The sequence below is a fragment of the Sphingomonas asaccharolytica NBRC 15499 genome (genome assembly GCF_001598355.1).
GTDB classification, from domain to species: Bacteria; Pseudomonadota; Alphaproteobacteria; order Sphingomonadales; family Sphingomonadaceae; genus Sphingomonas; species Sphingomonas asaccharolytica.
This window is the reverse complement of the sequence record NZ_BCYU01000041.1, coordinates 1-25781: the sequence shown is the minus strand read 5'-3', so window position 1 is coordinate 25781 and position 25781 is coordinate 1. Positions and strand designations below refer to the sequence as shown.

20 protein-coding genes are annotated in these 25781 nt (G+C 66.1%); 4 read left to right on the top strand and 16 right to left on the bottom strand.

Annotation, left to right across the window (positions count from 1 at the left end):
• The first annotated feature begins 18 nt into the window (after window positions 1-18).
• On the top strand, window positions 19-2724 hold the full coding sequence (locus tag SAS01S_RS12460) for a TonB-dependent receptor plug domain-containing protein (RefSeq protein WP_066808438.1): 2706 nt from the start codon (window positions 19-21) through the stop codon (window positions 2722-2724).
• A gap of 73 nt (window positions 2725-2797) precedes the next feature.
• Here SAS01S_RS12460 and SAS01S_RS22195 read toward each other — a convergent pair whose 3' ends face one another.
• Genes SAS01S_RS22195 through SAS01S_RS12420 form a run of 8 tightly spaced genes read right to left on the bottom strand, consistent with a single transcriptional unit; the run spans window position 2798 to window position 12516 of the window.
• Window positions 2798-5161 (bottom strand): 2-hydroxyacyl-CoA dehydratase family protein, encoded by a 2364-nt coding sequence (locus SAS01S_RS22195; RefSeq protein ID WP_084238921.1) that lies wholly within the window; start codon window positions 5159-5161, stop codon window positions 2798-2800.
• Complete coding sequence (locus SAS01S_RS12450; protein ID WP_218016291.1) at window positions 5158-6414, bottom strand: CaiB/BaiF CoA transferase family protein; 1257 nt, start codon at window positions 6412-6414, stop codon at window positions 5158-5160. Before SAS01S_RS12450 ends, SAS01S_RS22195 begins: the two co-directional genes overlap by 4 nt.
• The gene (locus tag SAS01S_RS12445; protein ID WP_066808435.1) at window positions 6411-7541 is read right to left on the bottom strand and encodes a CaiB/BaiF CoA transferase family protein; all 1131 of its coding nucleotides are present in this window, start codon (window positions 7539-7541) and stop codon (window positions 6411-6413) included. Before SAS01S_RS12445 ends, SAS01S_RS12450 begins: the two co-directional genes overlap by 4 nt.
• Entirely contained in the window at window positions 7538-8530 is a 993-nt protein-coding gene (locus tag SAS01S_RS12440) for a CoA transferase (RefSeq protein WP_084238919.1), read from the bottom strand. Before SAS01S_RS12440 ends, SAS01S_RS12445 begins: the two co-directional genes overlap by 4 nt.
• Window positions 8527-9696, bottom strand: a complete 1170-nt coding sequence (locus SAS01S_RS12435; protein WP_066808432.1) for a CaiB/BaiF CoA transferase family protein — start codon at window positions 9694-9696, stop codon at window positions 8527-8529. Before SAS01S_RS12435 ends, SAS01S_RS12440 begins: the two co-directional genes overlap by 4 nt.
• Complete coding sequence (gene dctP, locus SAS01S_RS12430) at window positions 9693-10736, bottom strand: TRAP transporter substrate-binding protein DctP (RefSeq protein WP_066808430.1); 1044 nt, start codon at window positions 10734-10736, stop codon at window positions 9693-9695. The genes SAS01S_RS12435 and dctP overlap by 4 nt, the downstream gene beginning before the upstream one ends.
• On the bottom strand, window positions 10733-12037 hold the full coding sequence (locus SAS01S_RS12425; RefSeq protein WP_084238917.1) for a TRAP transporter large permease: 1305 nt from the start codon (window positions 12035-12037) through the stop codon (window positions 10733-10735). Before SAS01S_RS12425 ends, dctP begins: the two co-directional genes overlap by 4 nt.
• The gene (locus SAS01S_RS12420; protein ID WP_066808427.1) at window positions 12034-12516 is read right to left on the bottom strand and encodes a TRAP transporter small permease subunit; all 483 of its coding nucleotides are present in this window, start codon (window positions 12514-12516) and stop codon (window positions 12034-12036) included. The genes SAS01S_RS12425 and SAS01S_RS12420 overlap by 4 nt, the downstream gene beginning before the upstream one ends.
• Window positions 12517-12659: 143 nt before the next feature.
• Between SAS01S_RS12420 and SAS01S_RS12415 the strand changes: the two genes are divergently transcribed.
• Window positions 12660-13133, top strand: coding sequence for a MarR family winged helix-turn-helix transcriptional regulator (locus SAS01S_RS12415; RefSeq protein ID WP_066808416.1), 474 nt, complete (start codon window positions 12660-12662; stop codon window positions 13131-13133).
• A 24-nt stretch (window positions 13134-13157) separates the two neighbouring features.
• On the opposite strand, the gene SAS01S_RS12410 is transcribed toward SAS01S_RS12415, so the two are convergent.
• The 5 genes from SAS01S_RS12410 to SAS01S_RS12390 all read right to left on the bottom strand — a co-directional run bounded on the left by SAS01S_RS12410 (window position 13158) and on the right by SAS01S_RS12390 (window position 20350).
• Window positions 13158-14273 (bottom strand): 5-methyltetrahydropteroyltriglutamate--homocysteine S-methyltransferase, encoded by a 1116-nt coding sequence (locus SAS01S_RS12410; RefSeq protein WP_066808414.1) that lies wholly within the window; start codon window positions 14271-14273, stop codon window positions 13158-13160.
• Window positions 14274-14341: 68 nt separating this feature from the next.
• Complete coding sequence (locus SAS01S_RS12405) at window positions 14342-15094, bottom strand: OmpA family protein (RefSeq protein WP_066808472.1); 753 nt, start codon at window positions 15092-15094, stop codon at window positions 14342-14344.
• 5 nt (window positions 15095-15099) lie between these two features.
• Entirely contained in the window at window positions 15100-16599 is a 1500-nt protein-coding gene (locus tag SAS01S_RS12400) for a hypothetical protein (RefSeq protein WP_245656879.1), read from the bottom strand.
• Between the two features lie 33 nt (window positions 16600-16632).
• Complete coding sequence (locus tag SAS01S_RS12395; RefSeq protein ID WP_245656877.1) at window positions 16633-18873, bottom strand: TonB-dependent receptor; 2241 nt, start codon at window positions 18871-18873, stop codon at window positions 16633-16635.
• A gap of 82 nt (window positions 18874-18955) precedes the next feature.
• Window positions 18956-20350 (bottom strand): MmgE/PrpD family protein, encoded by a 1395-nt coding sequence (locus tag SAS01S_RS12390; RefSeq protein WP_066808464.1) that lies wholly within the window; start codon window positions 20348-20350, stop codon window positions 18956-18958.
• Window positions 20351-20453: 103 nt separating this feature from the next.
• On the opposite strand from SAS01S_RS12390, the gene SAS01S_RS12385 reads away from it, so the two are divergent.
• Together SAS01S_RS12385 and SAS01S_RS12380 are read left to right on the top strand one after the other, a co-directional pair.
• On the top strand, window positions 20454-21725 hold the full coding sequence (locus SAS01S_RS12385; protein WP_066808412.1) for an MFS transporter: 1272 nt from the start codon (window positions 20454-20456) through the stop codon (window positions 21723-21725).
• Complete coding sequence (locus SAS01S_RS12380) at window positions 21722-22837, top strand: CapA family protein (protein ID WP_066808410.1); 1116 nt, start codon at window positions 21722-21724, stop codon at window positions 22835-22837. Before SAS01S_RS12385 ends, SAS01S_RS12380 begins: the two co-directional genes overlap by 4 nt.
• Before the next feature lie 15 nt (window positions 22838-22852).
• Here the strand turns inward: SAS01S_RS12380 and SAS01S_RS12375 are convergent, their stop codons facing one another.
• From SAS01S_RS12375 to SAS01S_RS12365, 3 genes are all read right to left on the bottom strand, one after another.
• Window positions 22853-23365 carry an AMP-binding enzyme gene (locus SAS01S_RS12375; protein WP_066808401.1) on the bottom strand — a complete coding sequence of 171 codons (513 nt, stop codon included), beginning with the start codon at window positions 23363-23365 and terminating at the stop codon, window positions 22853-22855.
• A 57-nt stretch (window positions 23366-23422) separates the two neighbouring features.
• The gene (locus SAS01S_RS12370; protein ID WP_245656875.1) at window positions 23423-24571 is read right to left on the bottom strand and encodes a Gfo/Idh/MocA family protein; all 1149 of its coding nucleotides are present in this window, start codon (window positions 24569-24571) and stop codon (window positions 23423-23425) included.
• Between the two features lie 56 nt (window positions 24572-24627).
• Window positions 24628-25781, bottom strand: a 1154-nt coding sequence (locus SAS01S_RS12365) for a Gfo/Idh/MocA family protein (RefSeq protein WP_066808394.1), incomplete at its 5' end; no start/stop codon positions are given.

The window sequence follows — 25781 nt, the reverse complement described above, 5'->3', positions numbered from 1 at the left end:
GATAGGGGAGAAAGTGAAATGCCGAAGAAGGTGACCAACGCCGTTCTGGCCTGTGGCACGGCAATGCTGGTACTCGGTTGGGCGTCTGCCGCCTCGGCGCAGGAAACGCCCGCCAATCCCGATCCGGCGGCCGCTACCGGGCCGACCACGATCGACAGCTCGACCCCGCCGCCGGGCGACATCGTCGTCACCGGCAGCCGCATCCGCGGCGCGGCACCGGTCGGATCGACCGTGATCGCGATCGACCGCAAGGCGATCGAAGCGTCGGGCGCGGTCACCACCGATCGCTTGATCAAGGAAATTCCACAGGTCTTCGACCTCGGCACGTCGGAAAATTCGCGCGGCCAGTCGGGCGGCAGCAACAACATCACCTTCGGCAACGCGATCAACATCCGCGGCATCGGGCCGTACGCCACGCTGACGATCGTCGACGGCCATCGCGCGGTCGACAACAGCCGATCGGTCGACCCGTCGATCATCCCGTCCCTGGGGCTCGAGCGGGTCGAGGTCGTCGCCGACGGCGCGTCCGCCGTCTATGGCTCGGATGCCGTGGCGGGCGTCGTCAACCTGATCCCGCGCCGGTCGCTCAATGGCGTCGAAATAATGGCGCGGTCGGGGTTCGCCGACAATTTCTTCGAGAATCAGGTCGGCGCCGCGATCGGAAAGACCGGCGATTGGGGCCAGGTGATGGTCGCCTATGAGCACGTCTATCGCAGCAATTTGAACGGCGACGACCGCGACTTCTTCCGCTCCGACCAACGCGCGTTCGGCGGCAACGACTACCGTACCAATTTGTGCAACCCAGGCAATCTGGTGGTCGGCGGGATCAGCTATGCGATCCCGGCGGGCGGGGTCACCGCGGGCAATGCCGCCGCGCTGACCCCCGGCACGACCAATCGCTGCGAGGGTTTCACCGGCCAGGATCTGGTCCCGCAGACCAAATATGACAGCGTCAACGCGACCGTCACGCTCAAGGCCACCAACTGGCTGGAATTCTATGGCGACGGTTATTGGTCGCAGCGTGATTTCTATCGCTTGGGCGGGTATCAGACCGGCACTTTCACCGTGCCGGCGACCAATGCCTTCTTCGTCCGCCCGCCCGGCACGGTCGGCGCCGAGACGGTCCAGCTGCGCCTGACCGATTTGGGCAATACGCCGTCGCTCGGCCTCACGCGGACGTGGGAAGCGACCGGTGGCGCGCGGGTCAAGCTGGGCGAATGGCAGCTCAGCGGCCAAGTCAGCTACGGCCGAGGCCGTGACGAGTCGGACACTTATCTCGGCATCAACACGCCGGCAATGAACGCGGCACTCGCCAGCAGCAATCCGGCGACCGCGTTCGATCCTTATGGCCTGGGCCGGACGAGTGCTGCGGTGCTGGCAGCGGTCAACAACCAGATTTTTCTGGCGCCGACCCTGACCCGGCTGACCGATGCGCAGGCAACGATCAACGGCACCTTGTTCAAGCTGCCGGGCGGCGGCGTGAAGCTCGCCGCGGGCTATGAAAGGTTCGAGGAAGAGGTGGCGCTTGGCCTCGCGCGCGGCGCCCCCACCACGCCGCTCACCTATCGCAACTTCGCCCGCCAGGTAGATTCGGCTTATGCCGAATTGCTGGTGCCCATATTCGGTACCGACAATGCGATGGGCGGCTTCCAGAAGCTCGAGGTGAGTGCCGCGGTCCGCTACGACGCCTATAGCGACGTCGGTAAAACCACCAATCCCAAGTTCGGCGTGAACTGGAGTCCGGTGAAGGGCGTAACCTTCCGCGGCAGCTATGGCACCTCGTTCCGCGCGCCACTCTTCTCGCAGATTTATGGCAACAGCTCGAACTTCTTCGTCCAGCCATATTCGGATCCGACCCAGGGCGGCGCGATCGTTCAGGGCGTGGCGCTTTCGGGCGGCAATCCCAACCTCAAGCCGGAAAAGGCCAAGACCTGGTCGGCAGGTGTCGACCTGGAGCCGGCGCGCAATGCGCGGATCAGCCTGACCTATTGGAACGTCGACTATTCGGGCCAGGTCAACACCTACCTCGCCGACCTTGCCATCCTGTCCAAGGAAAGCGATCTCGCCGGCACCGGCGTGATCCTGCGCGGTGCCGCCGCGGCGGCGCGCGTCGCCGAGTTGCAGGCGCAAGGGATCACCGTCGCTCGCGGCGTGATGCCAAACCCGGTGACCTTGTTCGTCGACGGCCGCACCCAGAACCTCGATCGCTCGATCACCAGCGGCATCGACGTCCTGGGCAGCTATACGGTGGAAACGGCCAAGGCCGGCAGCTTCACGCTCAACGCCAACGGCACCTACATCACGCGCTATAAAGTCGCGCTGAGCGCGGGCGGCCAGTTGGTCGACAGGCTCAACACGATCTTCAACCCGCTCCGCTTCAAGGCACGCGGCAGCCTGACCTGGGAATATGACGGCATCGTCTCGCGCGTCACGGTCAACCATGTCGGCGGGTACAGGAACAACACGTTGGCGGGCGGGCGAGTCCAGAATGTCAGCAGTTATACGACCGTCGATCTGGGGGTGACGTTCAACATCGGTGAAGCGCGGCCGAAGAACTTCTTCGCCGGCGGCTATTCGTTCGGGATCGACGTGATGAACGCGCTCGACACGAACCCGCCCTACGTCAATTTCGCGCCGACGGTGAACGGCAGCGGCGGTTATGACGCGACCGCGGCCAATCCGATCGGCCGCGAGATCGCGGTAACGGTGCGCAAGAAGTTCTGACCGAGAGTAAAGGGGGGACTGGGGAGGGGTTGCACCCTCCCCTTTTTTGCCGGTTTCCCGCCCCGCGACCGCCCTACGTAGCGCGGCGCGCGGCGGCCGCGCTGACCGGCCCTTCCAGGAACGCCCGCATCCGGCGGTCGATCTCCGCATCGGTGGCCGGATCGAGCGCGAAATTGTCGATGCCGAGTTCGAGCACGGCGATTCCCGCCTCGCGCAGCGCGCGGAGCACCAGCGGGTCGGCGTCGGACAGCGCTACCGCGCCGTCGACCTGATGCAGTTGCGCCTCCTTGACGTGCCACGCCCCAGCCCAGGTCGGCATGCGCAGCTCGTCGCCCATAGTGACGAAGCGCGCCGCAAGCGCACGCATCGGGTCGCGGCCGCCGTCATGGCGACGGATATATCCGTCGGCCGCCAGCGAGAGGTACATCGAGCAGACGAAAACCGCGCCGTGGCTTTCCTCCCAACGCTGGTAGAAGCTCATGTCGCTCCACACGCCGCGCCCGACGAACATTAACCGCAGTTTCTCGCCAGGGCAGGCCGCCTCCCCGGTTGCGACCCGAGCGGCGACTTCCTCGTAGAAAGCGCGCGCGGCGTCCCGTGCCCATTCGGTGCCCCTGTGCCATTGCGGAACCATGGTCGCGGGCATCGAATCGACGATGCCGATCGGTGCTGGCACGGTCTGCGCGACCAGATCGCGCGTCAGGCGATAGTAATCTTCCTGCTCGTTGACGAGGTCCATTACCCGCTCGAACGCCGCCACATCGAAGCGGCGTCCGGTCATCGCCTCCAGGGCGGCGATCGACGTGCGCAATTCGGCCTCGAGCAGATCGAGCCGCTCGGGCTCGATAAAGGCGTCCCACCGTTCGGCGAGTCCGTCCCACCAGTCGATCGGGATATCCCAACGGCTTTCGATGCTGCGCTCGAACCGCTGCAGCCGGGCGCCGGTTGCGGCAGCCCATGCCTGGAACAGCGAGGAAGTGGCGTCGGTCGACAATATCGCACCGACCGCATCCGGGCGGGGCAAGCCGCCCCAGGGAGCGCGATCGGCATCCCGATCGAACGCCGCCGCCACGCCTTGCGAGCTATAGGCCTCGACATCGCCCGGCAGGCCATTGGCACGCAGCAGCCCGGAATAGCGCGCGCTCTGCTGCTTGGCGGCGACGATCGACGCCCACCACTGGTTGACGACGAACGGAATGCCGAGCGCGCGCAGCGTTTCCTGTGGCGCGTTGGCGTTGACCGCGACGAACGGCTCGCCGGCTGCAACCTTGGCGCGCAGGCCGGCGAACCAGTCGCGCTGATAAGCGCCGAATTCGGCGACGGCGGCGAGCGACTTGCGGCTGCGCTGTTGCCGCCGGGGAGAGCGTGACGCGGCCGGCGCTTCGGGCACGATCGGCTCCGGCTCAGGCGCGTCATGCCAGTCGAAAGTCAGTCCTCCAGCCAGCGCCTCTCGTTCGATTGCCGCCGCCTGCCACGGCGCTGCTTCATCCGCGGGCGCGACGAAGAATAATATGCGACCGGCCTGTCGCGCGATCGGGTCGCGGGCCAAGGCGGCGGCTCGCGCGGCGACATCGCAAAACGGTCCCGATCGCGGCCCCATGGTACTGGCCGCCAAAACGTCGAGGAGGTCTCCCGGTGGGAATGGAGCACTACGGCTTCCGCCCCAGCCATGGTCCTCGCCCAGCACGAGACGGCCGTTCGCCTCGATCGCCGCGACCGTCGCGGGATCTTCGATCAGGCTGCCCGACAGGAAAACCGGGATGCCCGATACCGGCGTCAGGCCGTTCCCGTCGGCAAGCGTGTCGAGCAGAGCGATCGCCGTCTCTGGCGCGAGGATCGCGCTCGACGCAATGATGCGGTGCGCGGCGGCACCGTCGAGCAGCCCGCGTTCGCGCAATCGCAATGCCCGTCCCAGCGCCTCGCGCAGCCGGTTGCCGGCGGCAGGCGCATTTCCCAGGTCGGCGGTTCCACCCAAATCCGCCAGCCACGCCGCGACCTGATCGATGCGGATACGATTGTAGCGTCGGACGGCGGCACCGTCGGTGGTCAGCAAATCGAGAAACGCCGTCCGCGGCGGCGTCAATGCCCCGCAGCGCGCGAGCTCGCGCAGTGTCGCGAAAATCTGCGGCTGTTCCGCATCGGCGTGCGAGATCAGCAGCGCATCGTCCGCCGGCAACGTCGCGATCGCCGCGAGCAAGGCACGGCCGCGCACCGAGAGATTGGCCGATCCGATCAGCGAATCGATCGCGGCGGTGTCGGTCGTCGCGTCGGGTACCAGCCGTACCGGGCGATGCCCGAACGCATCGATCAGGTCTCGCGGAATATCCGCGCCGAGCGTCCAGACCACCCGTCGTCCCTCGGCGCGGTGTCCCGCGGCGATCGACCGCGGATCGCCGGCCGCCGCGACGAGCGACGCCAGGGCGTCGGCTGCTCTCATGCGATCACGCCGGCGGCGGTGAGCGCGTCGAGCCGCGCCGCGTCGTAACCGAGCAGTCCGCCCAATACGTCATCATTATGCTCGCCGATCCTGACCGGCAGCACCGGGTCGAACCCGGCACGCGAGGCCGAGAAACGGATCGGAATGCCGGCGGTGCGCAATTCCTCGATCGACGCGTAATCCGGATGCGACACCAGATTGGTTTCGTCGCGGGCGACGACCCGCGGATCGGCCAATGCTTCCTCTGGATGACGGACCGGCGCGACCGGGACACCGCGCTTTTCCAGCGCAGCCACCGCTTCAGCCACCGGCAGGGTCCGCGACCAGGCGTTGATCGTCGCCTCGAGCGCGTCGGCATTGGCAACGCGGGCGTCGCGCGTGGCAAAACGGGGATCGTCGATCAGTTCCGGCTGCCCCATCGCTTCGAACAAGCCGAGCGCCAGCTTGTGATGGACTGCGACCAAGGCGACATAGCCGTCGCTGCATTCGAACACGCCGAACGGCGACAGACGTTGCACGGTCAGCCCGGTCCGCGCCGGCATGTCCACCGCGCGCATTGCCGCCCAATTCTCGATCGCGACGAATGAGGTCAGCGCACCCAGCATCGACACGTCGATATGTTGCCCCTGCCCAGTGCGGTGACGCTGTTCGAGCGCCGACAGGATACCGATCACCGCGAAAACCGGCGCGAGCATGTCCGCCATCGGGATGCCGATACGGACCGGCGGATGGTCATGCTCGCCGCTGGTGTACATCGCCCCCGACAACGCCTGGATGACGATGTCCATGGCCTTGCCGCCTTCGGGGAAATCGGCTCCGAACCCCGACAGTGAGCAATAGACGATCGCAGGATTGGCGGCGCGCGCAGCCTGATAACCGACACCCAGCCGGTCCGCGGTGCCCGCGGTGAAATTCTCGACCACGATATCGGCGGTGGCGACCAGGTCGGCGAACACGCCGGCGGCGTCGGGATGCTTGAGGTTGAGCGCTACCCCGCGCTTGCCGCGGGCGCGCGTCAGGTGCGAAATCGAGATGTCGTCGTCATGCCGCTTTTCGATGACGACGCCGTCGCGGCCGACATAAGGGCTGTTCTCGCGCGCCAGATCGCCGCCTCTGGGGTCCTCGATCTTGATCACTTCGGCGCCCAGCCCGGCGAGCAGCAAGGTCGCATATGGTCCCGCCAGCGCCCGGGTAAGGTCGATGACGCGCAAGCCCTCCAGCGGGCGCGGCAGGCTGGTGTCCCCCAGGGTCAAAATCCAAGCTCCTTCAGAATATTGTCATTGTCGCTGCCGGCGATGCGCGCGGGGCGCGGCGGTACCGGGGGCGTCGCCGACAAATGGATCGGCGACCCGATATGGCGCACGCTGCCGCCGTCGACCGGGACGTCGACGGCCATGCCACGGGCGCGGTTGTGGGGGTCGTCGAGCGCCTCGGCGACCGAGTTGATCGCGGCGAATTGCGTCCCTGCCCGGCCAAGCAGGTCGAGCCAATGGTCGAGCGGCTCACTCCTGACTTTCGCCGCGATCGCGGCAAGCATCGCATCGCGTCGCGATGCGTCATTCTGGTGGTCGGCGAAGTCGGGAAAGCCCATCGCGGCGCAAAAGGCACGCCAATAGCGCGGCTCCATGTCGGTGACCGACAGGAAGCGGCCGTCGGCCGTTTCGTAGATGCCGCAATCGACGCGCTGTCGACCGCGCGGCGGCGCCTTGGACAGGTCCGGGTTGCGCGAAACGACCGGTGCGATCAGCGTCATCGCGCTGTCCGACATGGCGATGTCGACCTGTTGTCCGGCAGCGGTGCGCGTCCGCGCCTGGAGCGCCGCCAGGATACCGATCACCGCGTTCGAGCCGGTCAACAGGTCGGCAACGGGCACACCGGCCGAGCCCGGCCTGGCCGGATCCTCACCGATCCGCGAGCCTGCCCCGGAGATTGCGAGCGCTATCGGGTCGTGTCCGGGCTTGTCGCGATAGGGCCCGGTCTGGCCGCACAGGGTCACCGAGCAATAGACCAGCCGCGGATTGATCGCCGCCGCCCGCTCGTATCCCCAGCCCATCTTGTCCATCACGCCCGGCCGGTAATCCTCTACCAGCACGTCGGCGGCGCGGATCAACGCCTCGATGATCGCGCGCGATTCCTCGGCCCCCGGGTCGAGCAATAGGCTGCGTTTGCCGCGCGCGAAAATATCCCCGGCGCGGATGCGCGCACGTTCGGCGTCCGTCAGTCTGTCCCAGCCGAACACTTGCGCCTGTTTGGCCAGCTCGCGCGGATGTTCGATGCGGATCACGTCGGCGCCGAGATCGGCAAGTATCCAGGTGCAATAAGGCCCGGGCAGGAACTTGCTGAAATCGACGACGCGGATGCCGTCCAGAGCGCTGGTCATGATGCCTCCGTACGGAAAAGTGGGCCTGGCACGCGTACCGGCCGACCATCGACTTCGGCGTCACGCCAGAAGTCGCGCGCGGCGAGATGCGGGTCGGTGACGATGTCGGCGGCGTCGGAAATGGCCGACAGCCCCATGCCATGGCGATTTGACGCGGCGGTGAGTTCCGCACGAGTCTTGGTCGCGAACCAGCGGGCTACCTGCGCTTCCCACGTTTCGAGCGTGTCGCGTGGCATATCGGCGACGAGGATCGCGTCCCAATCGATCGCCGCAAGGTTGCCGGCCAGTCGGTCGGCCGCCATTTGCGCCACCGTCGCGCGCATCATCGGCGGATTGTCGACCAGTGCCCAGGTGACGAAGCCGTCGGCGCAATTCCACACCTGCTGCACACCCGATTTGCCGCGCACCAGCAAATTGCCGGTCCGCGTTCCCACTCGCCCGGTCCAGCCCCAGGTCAGCGGCTCGCGATAATTGGCGAGCACCGCCGACCGATATGCCGAGACGGTGATACGGTCGCCCTTCCCGGTCGCCGCGCGCGCATTGAGCCCGACCAACGCGGCGATCGCTCCCTGGATTCCGGCGAGCGCCCAGGCCTGGCGTCCGGGAAGATTGAGCGGCGCGCGATCGGGATCGCCGACGATCGCCGCCAGCCCCGATCGGGCGATCAGCGTCAGATCGGTCGCCGGCCGCCCGGCCAGCGCGCCGTCGCGTTCGAACGGTATGATCGTGACGTCGATCAGCGTTGCCGGGACCGGTAAGTCGAGCTCGGCGGTTTCGGGGCCGCGCAGCAGGATGTCGGCGCCGTCCAGGGCGATCGCGCCGCTGCGTTCGATCTTTCCCCGCAGCGCCATCTCGCGCTCGGCGGGATCGCTCAGCGGACAGCCGCCATGATGCACGACTTCCGCTCCCATCGACGCGAGCAGCACGCCGGCATAGCTGCCGAGATCGAGCGTCAGATCGACCACGCGGATCGTATCGAGCATAGTCATGCCAGCGCTCCTTCGGCTTCGAGCGCGGCGATGTCGGCCGCGTCGATGCCAAGCATGTCGACGAACACCCGATGGTTATGCTCTCCGAGCAAGGGGGGCGGTCCGACCTTCACCTCCGCGGCTGCGAAATGCGCCGGCGGCGCGGGCATCTCGCATCGGCCGAGCACCGCGTGCTCGATCGCGACGAAATGACCGCTGCCGATCAATTCGGGATCGGAAAAGACGTCGCGACCGTCGGCCACCGGCTCCGCGGCGACACCCGCCGCCGCCAGGGCCCCGGCGAGCACATGCTTGTCCTGTCCGGCGGTCCAGTCGGCCAACGCGATCTCGACCTCCGCACCGCGCCGGTCGAGCGACGCGTCGATACCCGCCATCGTCGCGAGCGCATGCCACGCAGCATCGTCCGCCACGGCGATCGCGATCCACTGATCGTGCCCGCGCGCCGGATAGATGCCGTGCGGCGCCATGCTCGGGGAGGCATTCCCCGGCTTGGCTTTCTCGCCAAGTTGGCCGCGGAGCAGGACATCGCCGATGACATGGACCAGCGGCTCGACCTGCGACACGTCGATATGCTGGCCGCGTCCCGTCCGCCGCCGTTCCTCGAGCGCGCCGAGCACGCCCAGGGTCGCGAACATCGGCGCGACGACATCGCCATAAGCGAAGGGCGGCATGTGCGGCGAGCGGTCGGGCCAGCCCGACAATGCGGCAAGCCCGGACAAGGCGGCAGCGGAATTGCCGTAGCCGCGCAGGTCGGACATCGGCCCCGTCCTCCCCGCGACGCTGACCGACAGCATGATGAGATCGGGCCGGTCGGCGCTGAGCGTCGCGTAGTCGAGCCCCAGGCGCTCCATGAAACCCTTTCCGAAATTCTCCACAACCACGTCGGCCCAGGCGACCAGCCGCCGGGCGACCGCGACGCCGCGCGGATCGGACAGGTTGATCGTGACGCCGAGCTTGCTGGTGTTGGTGATCGCGAAGAACGCCGATCCGTCGGGGTCGCGTTTGCCGTCCTTGAAGGGCGGGCTCAATCGCCCGAGGTCGAGCCGCTTGCGGCTTTCCACCTTGACCACGGTCGCGCCGTGATCGGCCAGATCCTTGGTCGCGCGCGGGCCCGCGCCGACCCAACTGAAATCGGCGATCTTCACGCCCGCCAATGCGCCGCTCATTTTTCTTCTCCACACTGGAGCGGCCGTCCCGCATTGCGGTCGGCCACCAATTGGGCGGCGCGCGTCGCGATCACCCTCCCGTCGATGCCATAGATGCGCAACGTATCCGCCAGCCGCATCGTATTGGCGCGGTACAGCGCGTCGAATTTCGCCTGCTCGGCCGCCGCCAGCGGTACGAACACGATCCCTTCGGCCTGCGAATAGCTGCGGCCCGCGGTCAGCGCCTCGTCGAGCTCCCGCGTCATCGCGGCCTCCCACACCAATTCGGCGCGCGCGAACAATTGCTGATCGGCCGGGCTCAACCGCCGCCATACCCGGTCCGACATCGCGCGGCCCGGATAGGCACCGCGCGGCACTTTCAATGTCGAATAATATTTACCGACATCGGCCAGGTGCACGGCCTTCAATGCGTCGAGTGGCGCCACCACGCCGTCGATCACGCCTTTCGCCATCGCCGGATAGACTTCCGCCATCGACATGTTCACCGGGTCGGCGCCAAGCTGCCGCAGGATGTCGGCGGTGTCCTCCTGCGCCCGCAGCCTCAACCCCTTGAAATCGGCGAGGCTGCGAACCGGCCGGGTGCGAGTCAGGATGCCGGGGAAATTGCCGCCCTGAATTCCCAATATGTGCAGCCCATGCGTGTCTGCGGCCATTGCGGGGAAAGTCGCCGCCAGGCATTTGTAGATATCGACCTGATCCTGGACCGTGCCGATCCCACTGTAGAAACTTGGCTGGATACGCTGCAAATGGGCACTGCGCGTGTACATCGCGGTGATCATGCCGATGTCGGCGACGCCGTGGCGTATCTCGAGTACGTTCTCGTTCGATGACAGCAATGCCCCGCCCCAATAGGGCGTGATGCGGACATGCCCGTGCGACTGCGCCTCGATCCAGTTCATCCAGGTGATGTCGGCACGGCTGAACGGGTGCGTCGCAGGATAAGCGGTGGCGTAGGTCAGCGTCACCGTCCCCGGCGGATCGGCGGGACGACCGCACGCCGCGAGCAGCAGCGCCAGCATCAAGGCCGCGAGCCGCCTCACCGTGCCAACCCTGGCAACCACAAGGCGATCACCGGGAACGCGATCAGCAGCGCCAGATGAACGAAATCGCTGAGCAGGAACGGCACGATCCCACGGAAAATCGACCCGACCGAAATGTCCCTGGCGCCGGCATGGATGACATAGACGTTGAAGCCGAGCGGCGGGTGAACGAAGCCGATCTCCATCGTCCGCACCAGGAAGATGCCGAACCAGATCGGGCTGAGGCCGAGCTTCCCGACGATCGGCAGCAGGATCGGCGTCATCAGCAGCATCAGCGCGAGCCCGTCTAGGAACGAGCCGAGCACCAGCAGGACCAACGCCATCACGATCACCGCGAGCACCGGCGATGCCCCTGCGGCGTGAACCAGCCCGGAGAGATGCTCGGTCACCCCCGTCACGCTGACGAAGGTCGAAAAGATCAGTGCGCCGATCACGATCAGATAGATCATCCCGGTCGTCTTGAGCGTCTCGTAAAGCGCGGTCGCAAGCGCGCCACGCGTGAACCGGCGCCGCAATGCGAGGATGATCAACGCGCCCACACAGCCGACCGAGGCCGCCTCGGTCGGCGTGAACCAGCCGACGATCAAGCCGCCGACGACGAACAGGATCAGCGCGGCGATGTCGAGTACGTGACGCAGCGACGCGATGCGTTCGCGCCACGTCGCACGCGGCCCCACCGGGCCAAGTTCGGGCCGCAAGCGGCACATCAACGCGATCACCGCGATGTAGAACAGCGCCTGGGTCACCACTGGCACGATCGCCGCGCCGAACAGCTTGCCGATCGATTGCTCCGCGATGATGCCGTACACGATCAACGCGCCCGACGGCGGGGTCAGCGAGCCGAGCGTGCCGCCAGCCGCCAGTGCCCCCGCAGCGAACCCGGGACGATAGCCCGCACGGCGCATCTCCGGCAGCGCGACGGCGCTCACCGTCGCCACCGTCGCCAGGCTCGACCCCGAAATCGCACCGAACCCGGCGCAACCGCCGATCGACGCCATCGCCAATCCGCCGCGGCGGTGACCGAGAAACTTCGCCGCCACCGCGAAGAAGTCGCCACTGGCGCCCGCGGCGAAACATAATTGCGCCATCAGCATGAACAGCGGCAGGACGCCGAGTTCGTAGCGCGACACGGTGTCGAACGCGATGACGCCCGACTTGATCAGCGCGGCTTCGGGCGAGATCAGCAACGCAAGTCCGACCATCCCGACCAGCGCCAGCGCGGCGCCGATCGGCACGCGCAGCAACAGGATCGCGAGCAAGATGAGGAACGCCAGGACGCCGACGATCTCTGGATAGATCATCGCCGGACCTCGCGTATCAGGGCGATCGCCGAATGGATTGCCGCGCACGTACAGGCCGCCAGCCAGAACAGGCGGAAACCGCGCAACGGGATCGCCAATTGTTCGGTCATTTCGCTGGTCGGCCACAAATCGGCGGTCACCCAGGCCGAACCGATGCCGAGTACGATGAACGCGGCGAGCGCGGCAACGCGCCCCGCGATCGTCAAGCCGCGCTGAATGCCGGGCGACAGCCGGCCCGCGAGCAGGTCGACCGCGGCATGGCGCTCGGCCAACGTCGCGATCAGGATTGCCGACGACAAGGCAACCACGGCGCACATCTGAAATATCTCTATCGCGCCGTTGACCGCGAAGCCGACATGACGGCCCAGGACGGCAAGCGCATCGGTGGCCATCGCCAGCAAGAGCCCCCCCGATCCGACGATCAGCAGGACGCGCTGTACCGGGCCGGGCCGCGGCGGCTGTTGATCGTGGATGTCCAACCCTCTCCCTCACCCCGTCTGATGCGGTGCAAAATCAGTTTATAAATACAACGATCCGTGAACACAACAATTTATGTCTGCGGATCGATTTGCCGTCGCCGCGAGACTTCGCTACGTGCCAAACGGCCGAACAGGGGATCAAGGTGGCCACCGATAGCGACAACGATAAAGGCATTTCGCTGGGGCGTCTGGGAAGCTTTCTCGGGTTTCGCCTGCGTCGCGTCCAGAACCAATTGTCGCGCGATTTCTCCGCCAAGACACGCGACTGGGACCTGCGGGCCGGCATGTTCAGTTCGCTCGAGATCATCGCCAACAACCCCGGCATCTCTCAGGTCGAGCTGTCGGCGGAGGTCGGGCTCGACAAATCGGCGATCGTGCCGCTGGTGGACGAGATGGAAGAGCGCGGCTGGGTGGAGCGCACCAAGTCCGCGCGCGACCGGCGCCGCAACGAGCTCTCGATCACGCCGACCGGCCGGACCGAACTCGACCGCCTTTTCCACGAGCTTGAGATCACCGAGAAAGCCGGGCTGGCGATGCTGACCGACGAGGAGCGCCGGATCATCAACCACGCGCTCGACAAGGTCTATCACGCTTATGTCCGCGGCGCAGGCAGCTGACGCCCCCGCGCCGCGGAGCAATCGCTAGATTTCTCCCCAGACATCGCGCGCGACGTCGACCACCAATCTGAGCTTGGCCGCCTGCTGCTCGACCGCGATGTCGTTGCCGTGGACGGTCGAGGAAAAGCCGCATTGCGGGCTCAACGCCAATTGATCGAGCGGCATCATCTTCGCCGCCTCGTCGATCCGCGCCTTGACGCTATCGGCCGATTCGAGGTCACCGAGCTTGGTCGTGACCAGGCCCAGCACGACGGTCTTACCCCTGGGCACGTGGCGCAACGGCGCGAAATCGCCCGAGCGCGGATCGTCATATTCGAGGAAATAGCCGTCGACCGCGAGGTCGTTGAACAACACCTCGGCGACAGGCTCATAGCCGCCTTCGGCCGCCCAGCTCGATCGGAAATTGCCGCGGCAGAGATGAACGCAGGCGACCATGTCGGCCGGCCGATCGCGGATCGCGTCGTTGATGATCCTGGCATAGAGCCGGGGTAGTTCGTCCGGGTCCATGCCGCGCTTGCGCGCATTGTCGCGCTGAGTCGCATCACACAAATAGGCGAGATTGGTGTCGTCGAGCTGGAGATAGCGGCACCCCGCCTCCGCCAGGCTGGCAATCTCGGCGCGATAGGCGGCCGAGAGATCGGCATAGAATTGCTCGAGATCGGGATAAGCCGCCGTGTCGATCGCGTCACGGCCGCCGCGGAAATGGAGCATGGTCGGCGACGGAATGGTGACTTTGGGCGTGCCCGTCGTGCAGGACGCGAGGAACTCGAAATCGGCGCGCTGGATATCTTGCGCGTGCTCGATCTTGCCGGTCACCTTCATCACCGGCGGCGCGTAATCGAGTTCCCTGCCGCCATGCTGGTGGAACTTGACCTGCGTCCCGCCGGCTTCCTCGACTCCGTCCAGCTGGAGCAGGAAATCGGTGTGGAAATAAGTCCGGCGGTACTCGCCGTCGGTGATACCCCGCAGGCCGAGCCCCTCCTGGAATTTCACGACATCGCGGATCGCGTCATCCTCGACGGCGCGCAATTCGGCTGCGGCGATCTTCCCCTCGCGGAAAGCGGCTCGCGCGTCGAGCAGCGCCTTGGGCCGAAGGAAGCTGCCAACATGATCGGCGCGAAATGGTGGCTTTGCTGACATTGCTGTTCTCCGTCACTTCGACATTGATTGTTGACCGTTATGCGCGATCGCTCTGCGGTCCGGTTCGATCAGAAGCGTGCCTCGATATCGACGCGACGGCGCGACGCCTCCACCAGCCCGTCGGCATCGGGGTCGTCGACCGGTCGCGGCCGCGTATCGGTCCTGACGCTGATGATCCCGCGGTCGATCCCGAGCCGGACCAGCGCCTCGGTCACGCGCTCGGCACGATCGCGCGCGATCTCCTCGTCCTCGGCGATCGCTCGGCCGGAAACCGTTTCCGGCCCGCTCGCCGCATAGCCGGTGACGACGATCGTCCGGGGTTTCGCTGCGCGGATCCAGGTGATCGCGCGATCGAGCAGATAATCGTCATATTGGTACATCAGGAACGCTGAATCGAACCCGAAGAACAAGCGGAAGGTCCGCGTCGAATACGGACCCGGCGGCACCGCGCGGGCGGCCGCCATCGGCGCCACATCGCGCTTCGGCAGGCTGAAGCGATTGCCCGGATACCCTTCGGCCGGGAGCATGTGACGCGTGCACGTGCCGGCCAGGACGGAGGTGCGCACCGGATCGAGCACGATGCCGCCACATCGGTCCGGCGCTTCCGCCGCCTTGCCTTCGACCAGTATTTCGTGATTCCAGTCGGGCTTGGACGGCGCCGCGCTGACATCGTAACGGCGGCCGGTGGCGCGATCGTCGGCCAGCCAGCAGCCCGATTTCCGCCCAGCATCGGTATCGCGATAGGTCGGGCAGGTGATGAACCGGACCGTCTCGGGCGGCTCTGCCGCGGCGACCGTCGCCATCGCCAGCAAGGCCATCATCGCCTTCACAGCACGCTCATCAAATTGACCAGGTCGCGTTTTTCCTGTTCGGTATAGCCGATCGTGTAGCGACGGTCATAGAAGTCGACCACAGCCCGCAGATCCTTCGCCACACCGTTGGAGAAATAGGGCGCGCGTGCCGACAGGCCGCGTAGCGACTGGAGCGTGATCTTGCCGACGTCGGCGCATCGCCCGGTGGTCAGCGCATAGCCGGGGTCGCTGGTGTAGATGACGCGGCCGTAAAATGGATGCGGCGCTTTCCTGCAGGTGATGCGGAACAGGGGCAGCCACGGCATCGGATCGGCGAAGGGCTGATTGGTCGTGCCGAGGTCGACCTGGCCCGGCGCGACGTCGTTCCCCATTTGCGACATGTTGTGGCAGAACACGCAGGAATTGCGCACCGGATTGCCAAAACCGATCGGTGCGTTGATCCCGGTCGAATCGGTGATCAAGAAGGTCTTGTCGCGGAACACGTGGGCGCCGCGCACGACCGAGGCGCGGAACGCGGCCCGGGCGGGGCCGAGCCCCGGGGCGGGCTTCTCCCACGCCTCGAACTCGCTCCATACCGGCTTGCCGATGCTGCCCAATTGCCCGGCTTGCGAATTGGCCAGCTTGGCCGGACCCCCTTCGGCACCGGCGATGTCGACCGCTCCGCCGGTGCGGTCGGCCTGCTGTGCGGTATAGATGCGGCTTTCGAAGTCGACGATCCGCGCCATGTCGGTGGGCGTCATCTGCTCGAGCAATTCGAGATGAGTGGCGGCGGCATCGCGCATCTGGGCGTCGAGCGTGCTCGCCCGGCCATCGGCCATCAGATTGCCCGAGACCGGCTTTCCGGTTTCCGGGTCGAGCGCGAGCGGCAGGCCCTGTTTGGGATCGTAAGCGAAGCCGATCGCGAGCAGATATTTCATGTTCGCGAGCGGGCGCGGACGGCGATAGACCGAGATATTGCCGGCCCCCGGCCCGTATTTCCCGCTGTTGCAGCCCCAGGGATCGCGCGCGATCTCGATGTCGAAATCGGGCGTCACCGCCCCGCCCTTCGCGGCGCGCGGCGGCCAAGGGCGCTGAATGCGGAACAGGCCGTATCCCAACAGCAGCGAGTGCGACGCGCGATCGGCTTGCGGCAGGGTCGGACAATTCGATCCGTCATAGGCGGCGAACAGCGGGTCCTTGCCGCCGGTCGCTTGCCAACGCTCGGTCGCGGTCGCCGCCGACAGGCTCATCGCGTCGGCGGGTTGGTGGCAAGTCACACAGGCGCGTCCATTCGGACCGACCGGGGTGAAGAATGGATGCCCCTTGGTCGCCAGCGGCCCGCCCGTCAGCAGGACGCGCAAGGTTCCGGTCGTATCGGCATAATCCGCTTGCGTCGGGAACGTTCGGTTGCTCCCCGGCGCCCACCAGCGGTCGGCAGGCGCGGTGGGGCCGTCGCGGCTGGCACGGGCGGCGATACTTCCCGCAAGCAACAGTGTTGTTGCCCCCAGCATGATCGCTCCGAAACGCCAACGCACGCGGTTACCTTTCCTCTTCCGGCCGACGGCCGATCAGAACTTCGCCACCGCGCGAATTCCCCAGGTACGCGGCGCGCCATAGATGCTGCCGCCGTCCGCGCTCGATGAATTCTGCAACTGCGACGCGATGTAGCGCCGATCGGTAAAGTTCATCACGAAGCCTTCGAGCTTGTAATTGCGGTTGATCTGGAAGGTCAGCCGCGCATCGAAGACATTGTGCTCTGGAACGATCGTGTTGAAGCTGGGGAACGGCGTCGCGACCTGTTCCGACACGTACGACCATTGCACTCGCGGCGTCAGCGACATGTTATCGCCGCCGAGCGGAATCTCGTATTGGACGCCACCGTTGATCGTCCATTCCGGCGCGAACGGGAGCACGCGCCCGCCGGGCACCAGCCGCAGCCCTGCCGGGCAGCCCGGATCGGTGCCGGCGAGATTGGTGTCGGTGATGCAGCTGCTGCCGTCGAAGCGCGCGTGGAGATAGCCGCCGCCGGCGTTGAGAGCGAGGCCGCCGAACTGGCCGGTCACTTCGAGCTCGGCGCCGTAGGATTTGCCCCGCGCCGCATTCTGCGTGACCGGCAGCCCGCCGGTCAGGCTCGACAGCTGGATGTCCGAATAGCGCGAATAGAAGACGTCGCCGTTCACCCGCAGTTGATTGTCGAGGAACTGGGTCTTGAAGCCGGCTTCATAGACGCGGTTCTTTTCCGGCCGGAAATTGGGCGTGCCGATCGTCAGGTTGACGCCGCCGGCCTTGTAACCCTCCGAAGCGGTCACATAGAGCAGGTTCTTGCCGAGGTGATAATTGATGCCGAGCTTGCCGGTGAGCTTGGTCGAGTGCTGCACGCCGACCGGGCCCAGACCGGGCGGCGTCGGCCCTGCCGGGATGATCCGGTTATAGACTTGGCGATCGTCCGAATAGCGCAGGCCGGCGATCAGCTCGAGCGGCTTGGCCACGAACCAGTTTACCTGGCCGAACACCGATTTTGTGGTGTTGTTGGCATTGGTCTTGAAGGTCGAGGTCGACGAGAAGAAGTCGGTCGTGTGATTGTTGTCGCGCTGCGACAGCACAGCGACCGTCTCATCGAGATAGAAGGCGCCGACCACCCAGTTGAAGTCGCGCTGCCCGCTCGACAACAGGTTCACTTCGCCGGTGAAGGTATTGATCGCGGTGCTGACCAGGCTGACGCGCCCGACGGCAGAAGCGGGAGGACGCGGCAGCGCGGTCGCGCTGCGATCGCCGTCGGTCTGGTCGGTCGTCTTGAAGTCCTGGTACGAGAAGATCGTGCGCAGATCGATTCCGTCGCTGAGTTTGAGCTTGGTCTCGCCCGAAATCTTGCCGCCATGCTGGTTCTGGAACGAGCGGGCATCCTCTTCGATGATGAATGGATTGGTGATCGCATCGCCACGGCGCTTGACCGCGTTATTGTCCGACTTGCTGTCGAAATAGTCGATCCTGAGGTTCGCGCGCAGAACGTCGTCGGGCGACCGGATGGCAAGATTCATGCGACCCGCCCACAATTTCAGATTGCCGGGATCGCTCGGGCTCGGACCGATATTGTTGGTGAAGCTGTCACGCTGGTCGCGGACCGCCGCGACGCGCAACGCGACCTGGTCGCTGAACGCGACGTTGAGCGCGCCGACGACCTTCAGCGCGTTGTAGCTGCCATAAGTGCCGTCGATATAGCCCGAATTCTTGTCGAAATCGGGATCCGGCGTGCGCACGTAAACCGCACCGCCGGTCGAATTCTGCCCGGTCAGCGTTCCCTGCGGCCCGCGCAGCACCTCGATCGATCCGATGTCGAAAAAGCTAGGCGCGATGAACTGCTCATGGGGAATCAACTGCCCGTCGATGTAGAAAGCGACGCCGGGATTGGAGGTCGGCGCCGACTGCGCGATGCCGACGCCGCGGATGTTGATGAAGGTCGAGCGGTTATAGGTGTTGATCGCCACCGACGGCGCCACCGATTGCAGGTCCGCGACACCGGCGACTCCCTTGCGCGACAGGTCGGCAGCGTCGAGCACGGTGGCGGCAATCGGCACCTGCTGCAAGCTCTGGGTACGACGCTCCGCGGTGATGACGATGTCGGCCAACCCGCTTTGCTGCTGGTCGCTCTGCGGCGGCAAGGGCGCTTCGGCGGGCGGCGACGACGGGCTGGTCACCTTGTCTTCCGCGGCGGCGGTTTGCGCCATCGCCGCCCCGGGCAGGCCTGCGATCAACGCAATCCCCGCTACACCAAGAAGCAGGCGAGTCCGGTCGCCGAATGTCTGCTGCACGTCGTCCTCCCCAGGATGTCGCCGGTACCCGGCTAGTTATGTGACATATCTAACATCCAGCGGCGCCGTGCAAGCGTTTTCATTATGTCGTATAGCAAATTTCCCCGAGCGCGGCTCGGGCGTCCTCACTCGCGTCGAGAGTCCATATCGCGGTGGCGAGATCGGCCGCCGCGCGAGGGGACAATGGCTGGCGCGCGCGCGCCGCGCAGGCGAGGAACTTGGCTTCGAGCGCGGCATCGTCGATCGGCCGCGAGAAATGGCCGACCGCCATGTCGACTTCGGCCTCCAGGACTCGTCCGTCGGTCGTCGCGATCCGGACCGTTCCGGAAGCGGCGCGATCGCGGCCCCAATCGGCTTGCCGTTCGAACCCGACTTTGGCGGCCAGCGCCAGTTTGCCGCGATCGGCGAGCGATGCCGCGTCGAAGCTGTCGAGCGTCACCTCCCGGTCGATCATCGCCGCCGCGATCGTGAAGGGGATCGAGAATTTGGCGTCGATCGCGACGCTCGGCGCGCGCTTACGCTCGATCGGCTCGGCGAGCATGACCTGTACGTCGCTTCCCGTGGCGAGGATCGATGCCACGTCGTCAGGCGCGATCCCGTGCGTGGCGCGAAGCGCCTGGACCGCCTCGATGAAGGGGTGTGTGCCACGGCACGCCGGCCATTTCTTGAAGCTCAGTTGCTCGATCCAGAAATGCTCGCCCAGCCCGTCGAGGATCGCCGCGGGATCGTAGGCGCCGTCGGCATAGAGGCGGTAGAAGCCGCCCTTCCCTTCGAACGGTGCGTCGAATCCGCGGACGCCCGCCGCCGCGAGAAGCGCGGCGCGCACCGCCGCCTCCGCAGGCAGCGCCTCGCGGACGGCGCGGATGACGGTATCGCGACTATGCTTGATCTCGCCCGGAACGCCAGCCTGGCAGAGCGCCAGCGACAAGGCGTCGAGCGTTTGCCGCGCATCGAGCCGCACAAGCCGCGCCGCCGCGGCGCTGGCGCCGAACAGGCCGAGGATCGGCGGTGGATACCAGCCACCCGCCTCCATCTCACGCCGCAACGCCAGCCCCAGGCGGCACACCAGATCGCAACCGATCGCGATCGCGGCAAGGAAATCGCGGCCCGTGGTTGGCGCACGGGTCTGCAGCAGGGCGAGCGCCGCCGGTAGCAGCGAGGCATCGGGATGGCACGGCGCGGGATCGAACGCATCCTCGAAGTCGAGCGCATGCGCCATCGCGCCGTTCGCCAACGCAGCGAGCGAGGCGGACGTCGTGATGCCGCGGCCGAATATGCTCGCGCCGCCGTTTCCCGTGGCCGCATAAGCGACAAACGGCTCGACTTCCGGGCTCATCCCGCTAGCGGCGAGCATCACGCCCACGCCGTCGAGCAGCGCGCGCTTCGCGGCATGGATCGCGCTCTCGGGCAGGCGATCGGCCGCAAAGCCCGCGACATGCTCGGCGATGCGCTCACTCAATCCGCCGGATTCGACCACCCCGCTTTCCTTATGCAAGCGCTTTCGGTTGCACTCCCTTGCCGCATCGGCAATGAGCCTGTCGAGAAAATTGTTACAGGACATGACAATGTCGGAGGGGAGAATGGTCGATCTGGCGGCGATGGCGGTGAGGATACGCTGGCGACTCGCAATGCCGGCGATCCTGTTCATGTTGCTGAGTTCGATCGACCGCGTGAACGTCAGTTTCGCGGCGTTGCAGATGAATGCCGATCTGGGCTTTTCCCCAGCGCAATACGGTTTCGGCGCCGGCATCGTGTTCGTCGGCTTCCTGGCGGGTCAATATCCCAGCGTGCTGCTGCTCCAGCGAATCGGGATGCGGCGCTGGATGGCGATCAGCGCGCTGATCTGGGGAGTGTGCGCGGGCGGCATGGCGTTCATCACCAGCCATACCGAGTTCTACGTGCTCCGCATCCTGCTCGGCTTTGCCGAAGGCGGGCTGGCTCCCGGCATCGTACTCTATCTCAGCCAGTTCGCGACCGAGCGCGAGCGCGCAACCACCTTTGCGTTGCCGATGATTGCGATCCCGCTGTCGATCGTCATCGGCGGTCCGCTCTCGGGCTGGCTCATGGAGATGGCGCCGCCGATCGGTCTCTCCGGTTGGCGCTGGATGTTCCTGGGCGAAGCATTACCCACATTGTTGTTCGGCGCCGCCGCGCTGTTCTACTTCCCTGACCGACCCGATCAGGCCGACTGGCTCAGCGCGGAGGAGAAGGCGTGGCTTGCCGATAACGCCGCCAATCGCGCGAACACCGCACAGCGCAACGACTGGAGCGTGCTGAAGCGACCATTGGTCTGGCTATCGGCTTTGTCATGGTTCTGCCTGCTGTCGGGATCGTACGGCATCATCTTCTGGCTACCCCAGGTAGTGAAGCAGATGACCGCTTTGACGCCGTTCGAGATCGGGCTGGTCAACGCGCTGCCCTGGCTGGGAAACGTCTGCGGCATCTATGTCAATTCGCGCCATTCGGACCGGACGGGCGAGCGCTATCTGCATATCGCGCTGCCGGCAGCGACCGCCGCCGCCGCGATCACCGCCGCGTCGCTCGCGGGACCGACCGTGCCGGGGTTGATCGCGCTGTTCGTCGCCGGAACCGCGCTCGGCGCGGCGCAAGGAGCGTTCTGGGCGCTGCCGACACGCATATTCACGCCGGCGACGTTCGCCGTCGGTGCGGTGGCGATCAACATCGCGGGGAGCTCGGGCGGGCTGATCATCCCGCAACTGGTCGGGCTGGTCCGCCAGGCGAGCGGCGGATTCGGCGGGCCAACCTGGCTCATCGCCGGCATCCTGCTGATCGCCGCGGCGATCATATTGTCGCTTCGCCGCGGCGACTCGGCGGCTGAGCCAGCCGCATGAGCGATTTCCTGATCCAGGCCGTGGGTGACGTCGCCGCCAAGCGGGACGATCTCGGTTCGATGTTCGCCGGCGTCGCCGATCTGTTGTGTGCCGCCCCGATCGTGTTCGGCCAGCTCGAGGCGGTCTTGTCGGATCGCGGCAGTCCGGTCCATAATGCGAAGCTGGCCATGCGATCGCCGGCCGCACTGGCGCCCGCGCTGGCCCAAGCGGGCTTCACGATGATGTCGTTCGCCGGGAATCACTGCCTGGATTGGGGATATGAGGCATTCGCCGACACGCTGGAACATGGTCGTGCCGCAGGATTGCTGATCGCCGGCGCCGGGCCGAATCTGGTGGCGGCGCGCGCGCCCGTGTTCCAGGATCATGACGGCATACGCGTCGCGCTGATCGCGGCGAGTGCGATCCTCCCGGCCGGCTATGCCGCCGGCCCCGACCGCCCCGGATGCGCGCCGATATGGGCGCACACGCTCTACGAGCAGATCGAACTCGACCAGCCGGGCACGATGCCGCGGGTGCGCACCTATGCCGACCCGGAGGATCTCGCCGCGCTCGTCGCCGCCATCGGGGACGCGCGCGACCAGGCCGATATCGTCCTCGTCTCGCTCCATTGGGGCATCCACATGGTGCGCGGCGCGCTGGCGGATTACCAACGCCAGGTCGCGCACGCCGCGATCGACGCCGGCGCCGATGCGATCCTGGGACATCATCCGCATCTGATGAAGGGAATCGAATTTCGCCGCGGCAAGCCGATCTTCTACAGCCTGGGCAATTTCGCGATCGAGCAACCTCATATATTCGATCCGGCGATCGTACGGACCGACTCCTTTCGCCATCTCGTCAGCCTCAATCCCGACTGGTCGCTCGAGTCGAGTTACATGCTGCCCGAGGAAACCAGGATCACCGGCATCGCCCGGCTCGTCGTCCGCCATAGCGCGATTGTGGAGACGCGGTTTCGCCCTTGTTGGGTTGGCGACGATAGCAGCCCCACCCCCCTATCGGCGACCGATCCCCGGTTCGCGCGCGTCGAAGCCTATCTGACCGAGGTCTCTGCCGCCGAGGGATTGTCGACCAGTTTCGCCCGATCAGGCGACGACCTGATCCTGAGCGGTTGATGACCTGCTCCATATTCACGCGGCCGTGTCAGGCGCTTCGCGACACCGTGACTGCGAAGCCCTTGCCTTCGGCGAGCCAGGCAAGACGCTCGTCGCGCAAGGCCGCGCGACGCACCTTGCCCGCTTCGTCGCGTAGCGCGGCATCGACATTTCGTAGCTTTCGGGACACTTCTGACTTACCAGCCGCGCGCGGACGAAGGCGTCGATTTCTTTTGGCGACAGGCCGTTCGCCAGGTGCACGATGGCGTGGACGCGCACACCATAGTCTTCGCTCGGCAGGCCCAGCACCACCGCGTCCGCAATCGCGGGATGTTCGACCAGGACCGCTTCGACTTCCGCTGGATAGATGTTGACGCCACCGCGCAGGATCATGTCGGTCCGCCGGTCCGAGAGGAAGAGATAACCGTCCTCATCGAGATAGCCGAGATAGCCGAGCGACATACATCCCTCACGATCCAGCCGGGGATCGGCGCCGATATAGTGGAAACGCGTCGCGGTTTCGGCGGCGAAGAAGATTTCGCCCACCATGCCGGGCGGGCAGATATTGCCCCGCTGATCGCGGATGCTCAGCCCCCGCTCGGCGCCTTAGGTCGCGCTGGTGGCGTGCTCGGTCGCGGTCAGCACCAATTCGGCGGCAAGCAGCGCCCCTTCCTGATCCTGCGCCACCGACGTGCGCTCGACGATGTCGGTGACGAATTGCGGGCCGAACGGCAACGGCACTTTCGAACAATCGAGGTAGCGCGTGCCCTTCTTGTCGGCGAGAAACAGGTGGTTGCCGCCAGGCCGCCCCTGAATGTCCACATATTTGCGCAGCTCGATATAGCCTTCGGTGCCGAGGATGAAGAGCCGTCCGTCGCCCCAGGTCGGCAGGCCGTCGGGCGTGAACCAGTCGACCCGGACATAGCCGACGCCACCGTCGCCATGGAGGACCATGTCGCCGAAGTCCTGGAACTTGGGATGATCCGGATTCCCGAAATTGCCGGTTTGCGACGCGACGACTTTCGCTGTCTTGCTGCCCGTCAGATAGACGAACTGGTCGGCCTGGTGGCTACCGACGTCGGTCAAGATGCCGCCGTTGCGCGCGGGGTCCCAGAACCAGTCGGGCCGTGAGGGCGCGGCCAGGCGATGGGGAGCGATATTGATCGTCTGGATGACTCGCCCGATCGCGCCGTCATGGACCAATTGCCCGGCCATCACCGCCGCCGGCACCTCGAGCCGTTCGGAATACATCACCGCGAACTTGCGGCCGGTTTCCTTGATCGCGCGGCGCACGTCGGCAAGCTGTTGCAGCGTCGTCACCGCCGCCTTGTCGCTGAGATAGTCCTTGCCCGCACGCATCACGCGGATGCCGAGTGGCGCGCGCAGGCTAGGGACGGCCGCGCTGCAGACGAGCTTGATCTTGCGATCCTCGATGATCTCGTCCTCCGACCGGGCGAGCTTCACATCGCCATAGCGCTTGCGGAACATCGCGATCTGACCGGGATCGGTCGCATGGAAGGCGGTGAGGACGCCGCCGCCCCGAATGACCGCGTCAGTGATGCCATAGATGTGGTTGTGGTCGAGCCCGATCACCGCGAACGGCACGCGATACTTCGCCTCGGGCGCCGGACGCGCTACCGCCCCCTCGATCGGCGCGTCGCCCCGCGTGGCCGATTGCCCAAACGCCTCCGCGGCGAAGCCGACGAGCCCTGCGGAAAGGCCCAGGCCGAGAAGGTCGCGACGATTGCTGGTCACTGTCATATCCTCTTGTCGTGGCACCGCGGCGCCGATGAAAACGAAAAGATCGCTCGTCAGATCGTCACCAGCGACGTCGGCCAGGTCATCGCTTGGCCGCTGTCCATCGCCTGCTCGCCGAGTAGAGACGCGACGCTGGCATTGTACGCTTGCTGTAGCAGGCCCGGCAGCGGCTTGTTCACCCGCACCGCTTCGCCGAATCCCTCGAATTGCAGCATGGTCTCGTCAAACTGCCCCCAGCCGAGCGATTCACCCGGCGTCGTCACCGGCAATTCGGGGAACCAGGTGGCGCCCCCGATCGGCACGGTGCGCTTGTGGCCGCGCTTGATGTCCTCACGCATCCGTTCGAGCGCCAGGACCTTGGGCGGCACTTCCTGATAGATGCGGCCCAGTTCGGGCTCGATCGTGCCCTTGCTGCCCTGGATCTGCTCCTCACAGCCGTAGCGCGCGTTGTTGAGCAGCGAGGTATAGACGAACTTCCGGCCGCCCGAATATTCATAGACCAGGGCGACATGGTCATAGACGTCGCGCCCATCCTTCCAGAAACAAAGGCTGCCCGAGCCGATCACGCGGGTGGGTACGCCGTCGAGGAACCAGTTGCCGACCTGCAGCTGGTGCGTCGCCAGCTCGGTCATCAGCCCGGCCGAACGATCGTGATAGAGTCGCCAGTTGGTCTCGCGCTCGCTGCCGCCCGGCGGCACCGGGCGGCGCCAGCTGTTGTTGCGGTGCCAGCTTGCCCGGATCTGCGTGATCGGCCCGATCTCTCCCGCCTTCACGCGTTTCAGGGCGTTGAGATAGGTCGGGTGGAACATCCGCTGATGTCCGATCTGCAGCACCTTGCCGGCCCGCCGCGCGCGCTCGACCATCGCTCCGCAATCGGCGATCGTGCGCGCCATCGACTTCTCGCACCAGACATGCAGGCCGGCGTCCAGCGCATCGAAGGTATGGCGCGCGTGGAGATCGAGCGGCGTGGCGATCACCACCGCGTCCAGTCCGCCCGCATCCAGCATCGCCCGGTGGTCGGCATAGGTGCGCGTCCCCGCAGGGACCAGTTTGCGCCCTTCGGCGAGATGCGGCTCGTAATGGTCGCACAACGCCGCGATCATGCAGTTGCGCGTCTTCAGGATGTTCTGGACCAGCGTCTTGCCGCGCGAACCGGTGCCGATCACGCCGAGCCGGACCTTGTCCCCGGGTGCCGGCGTCGCGCCCG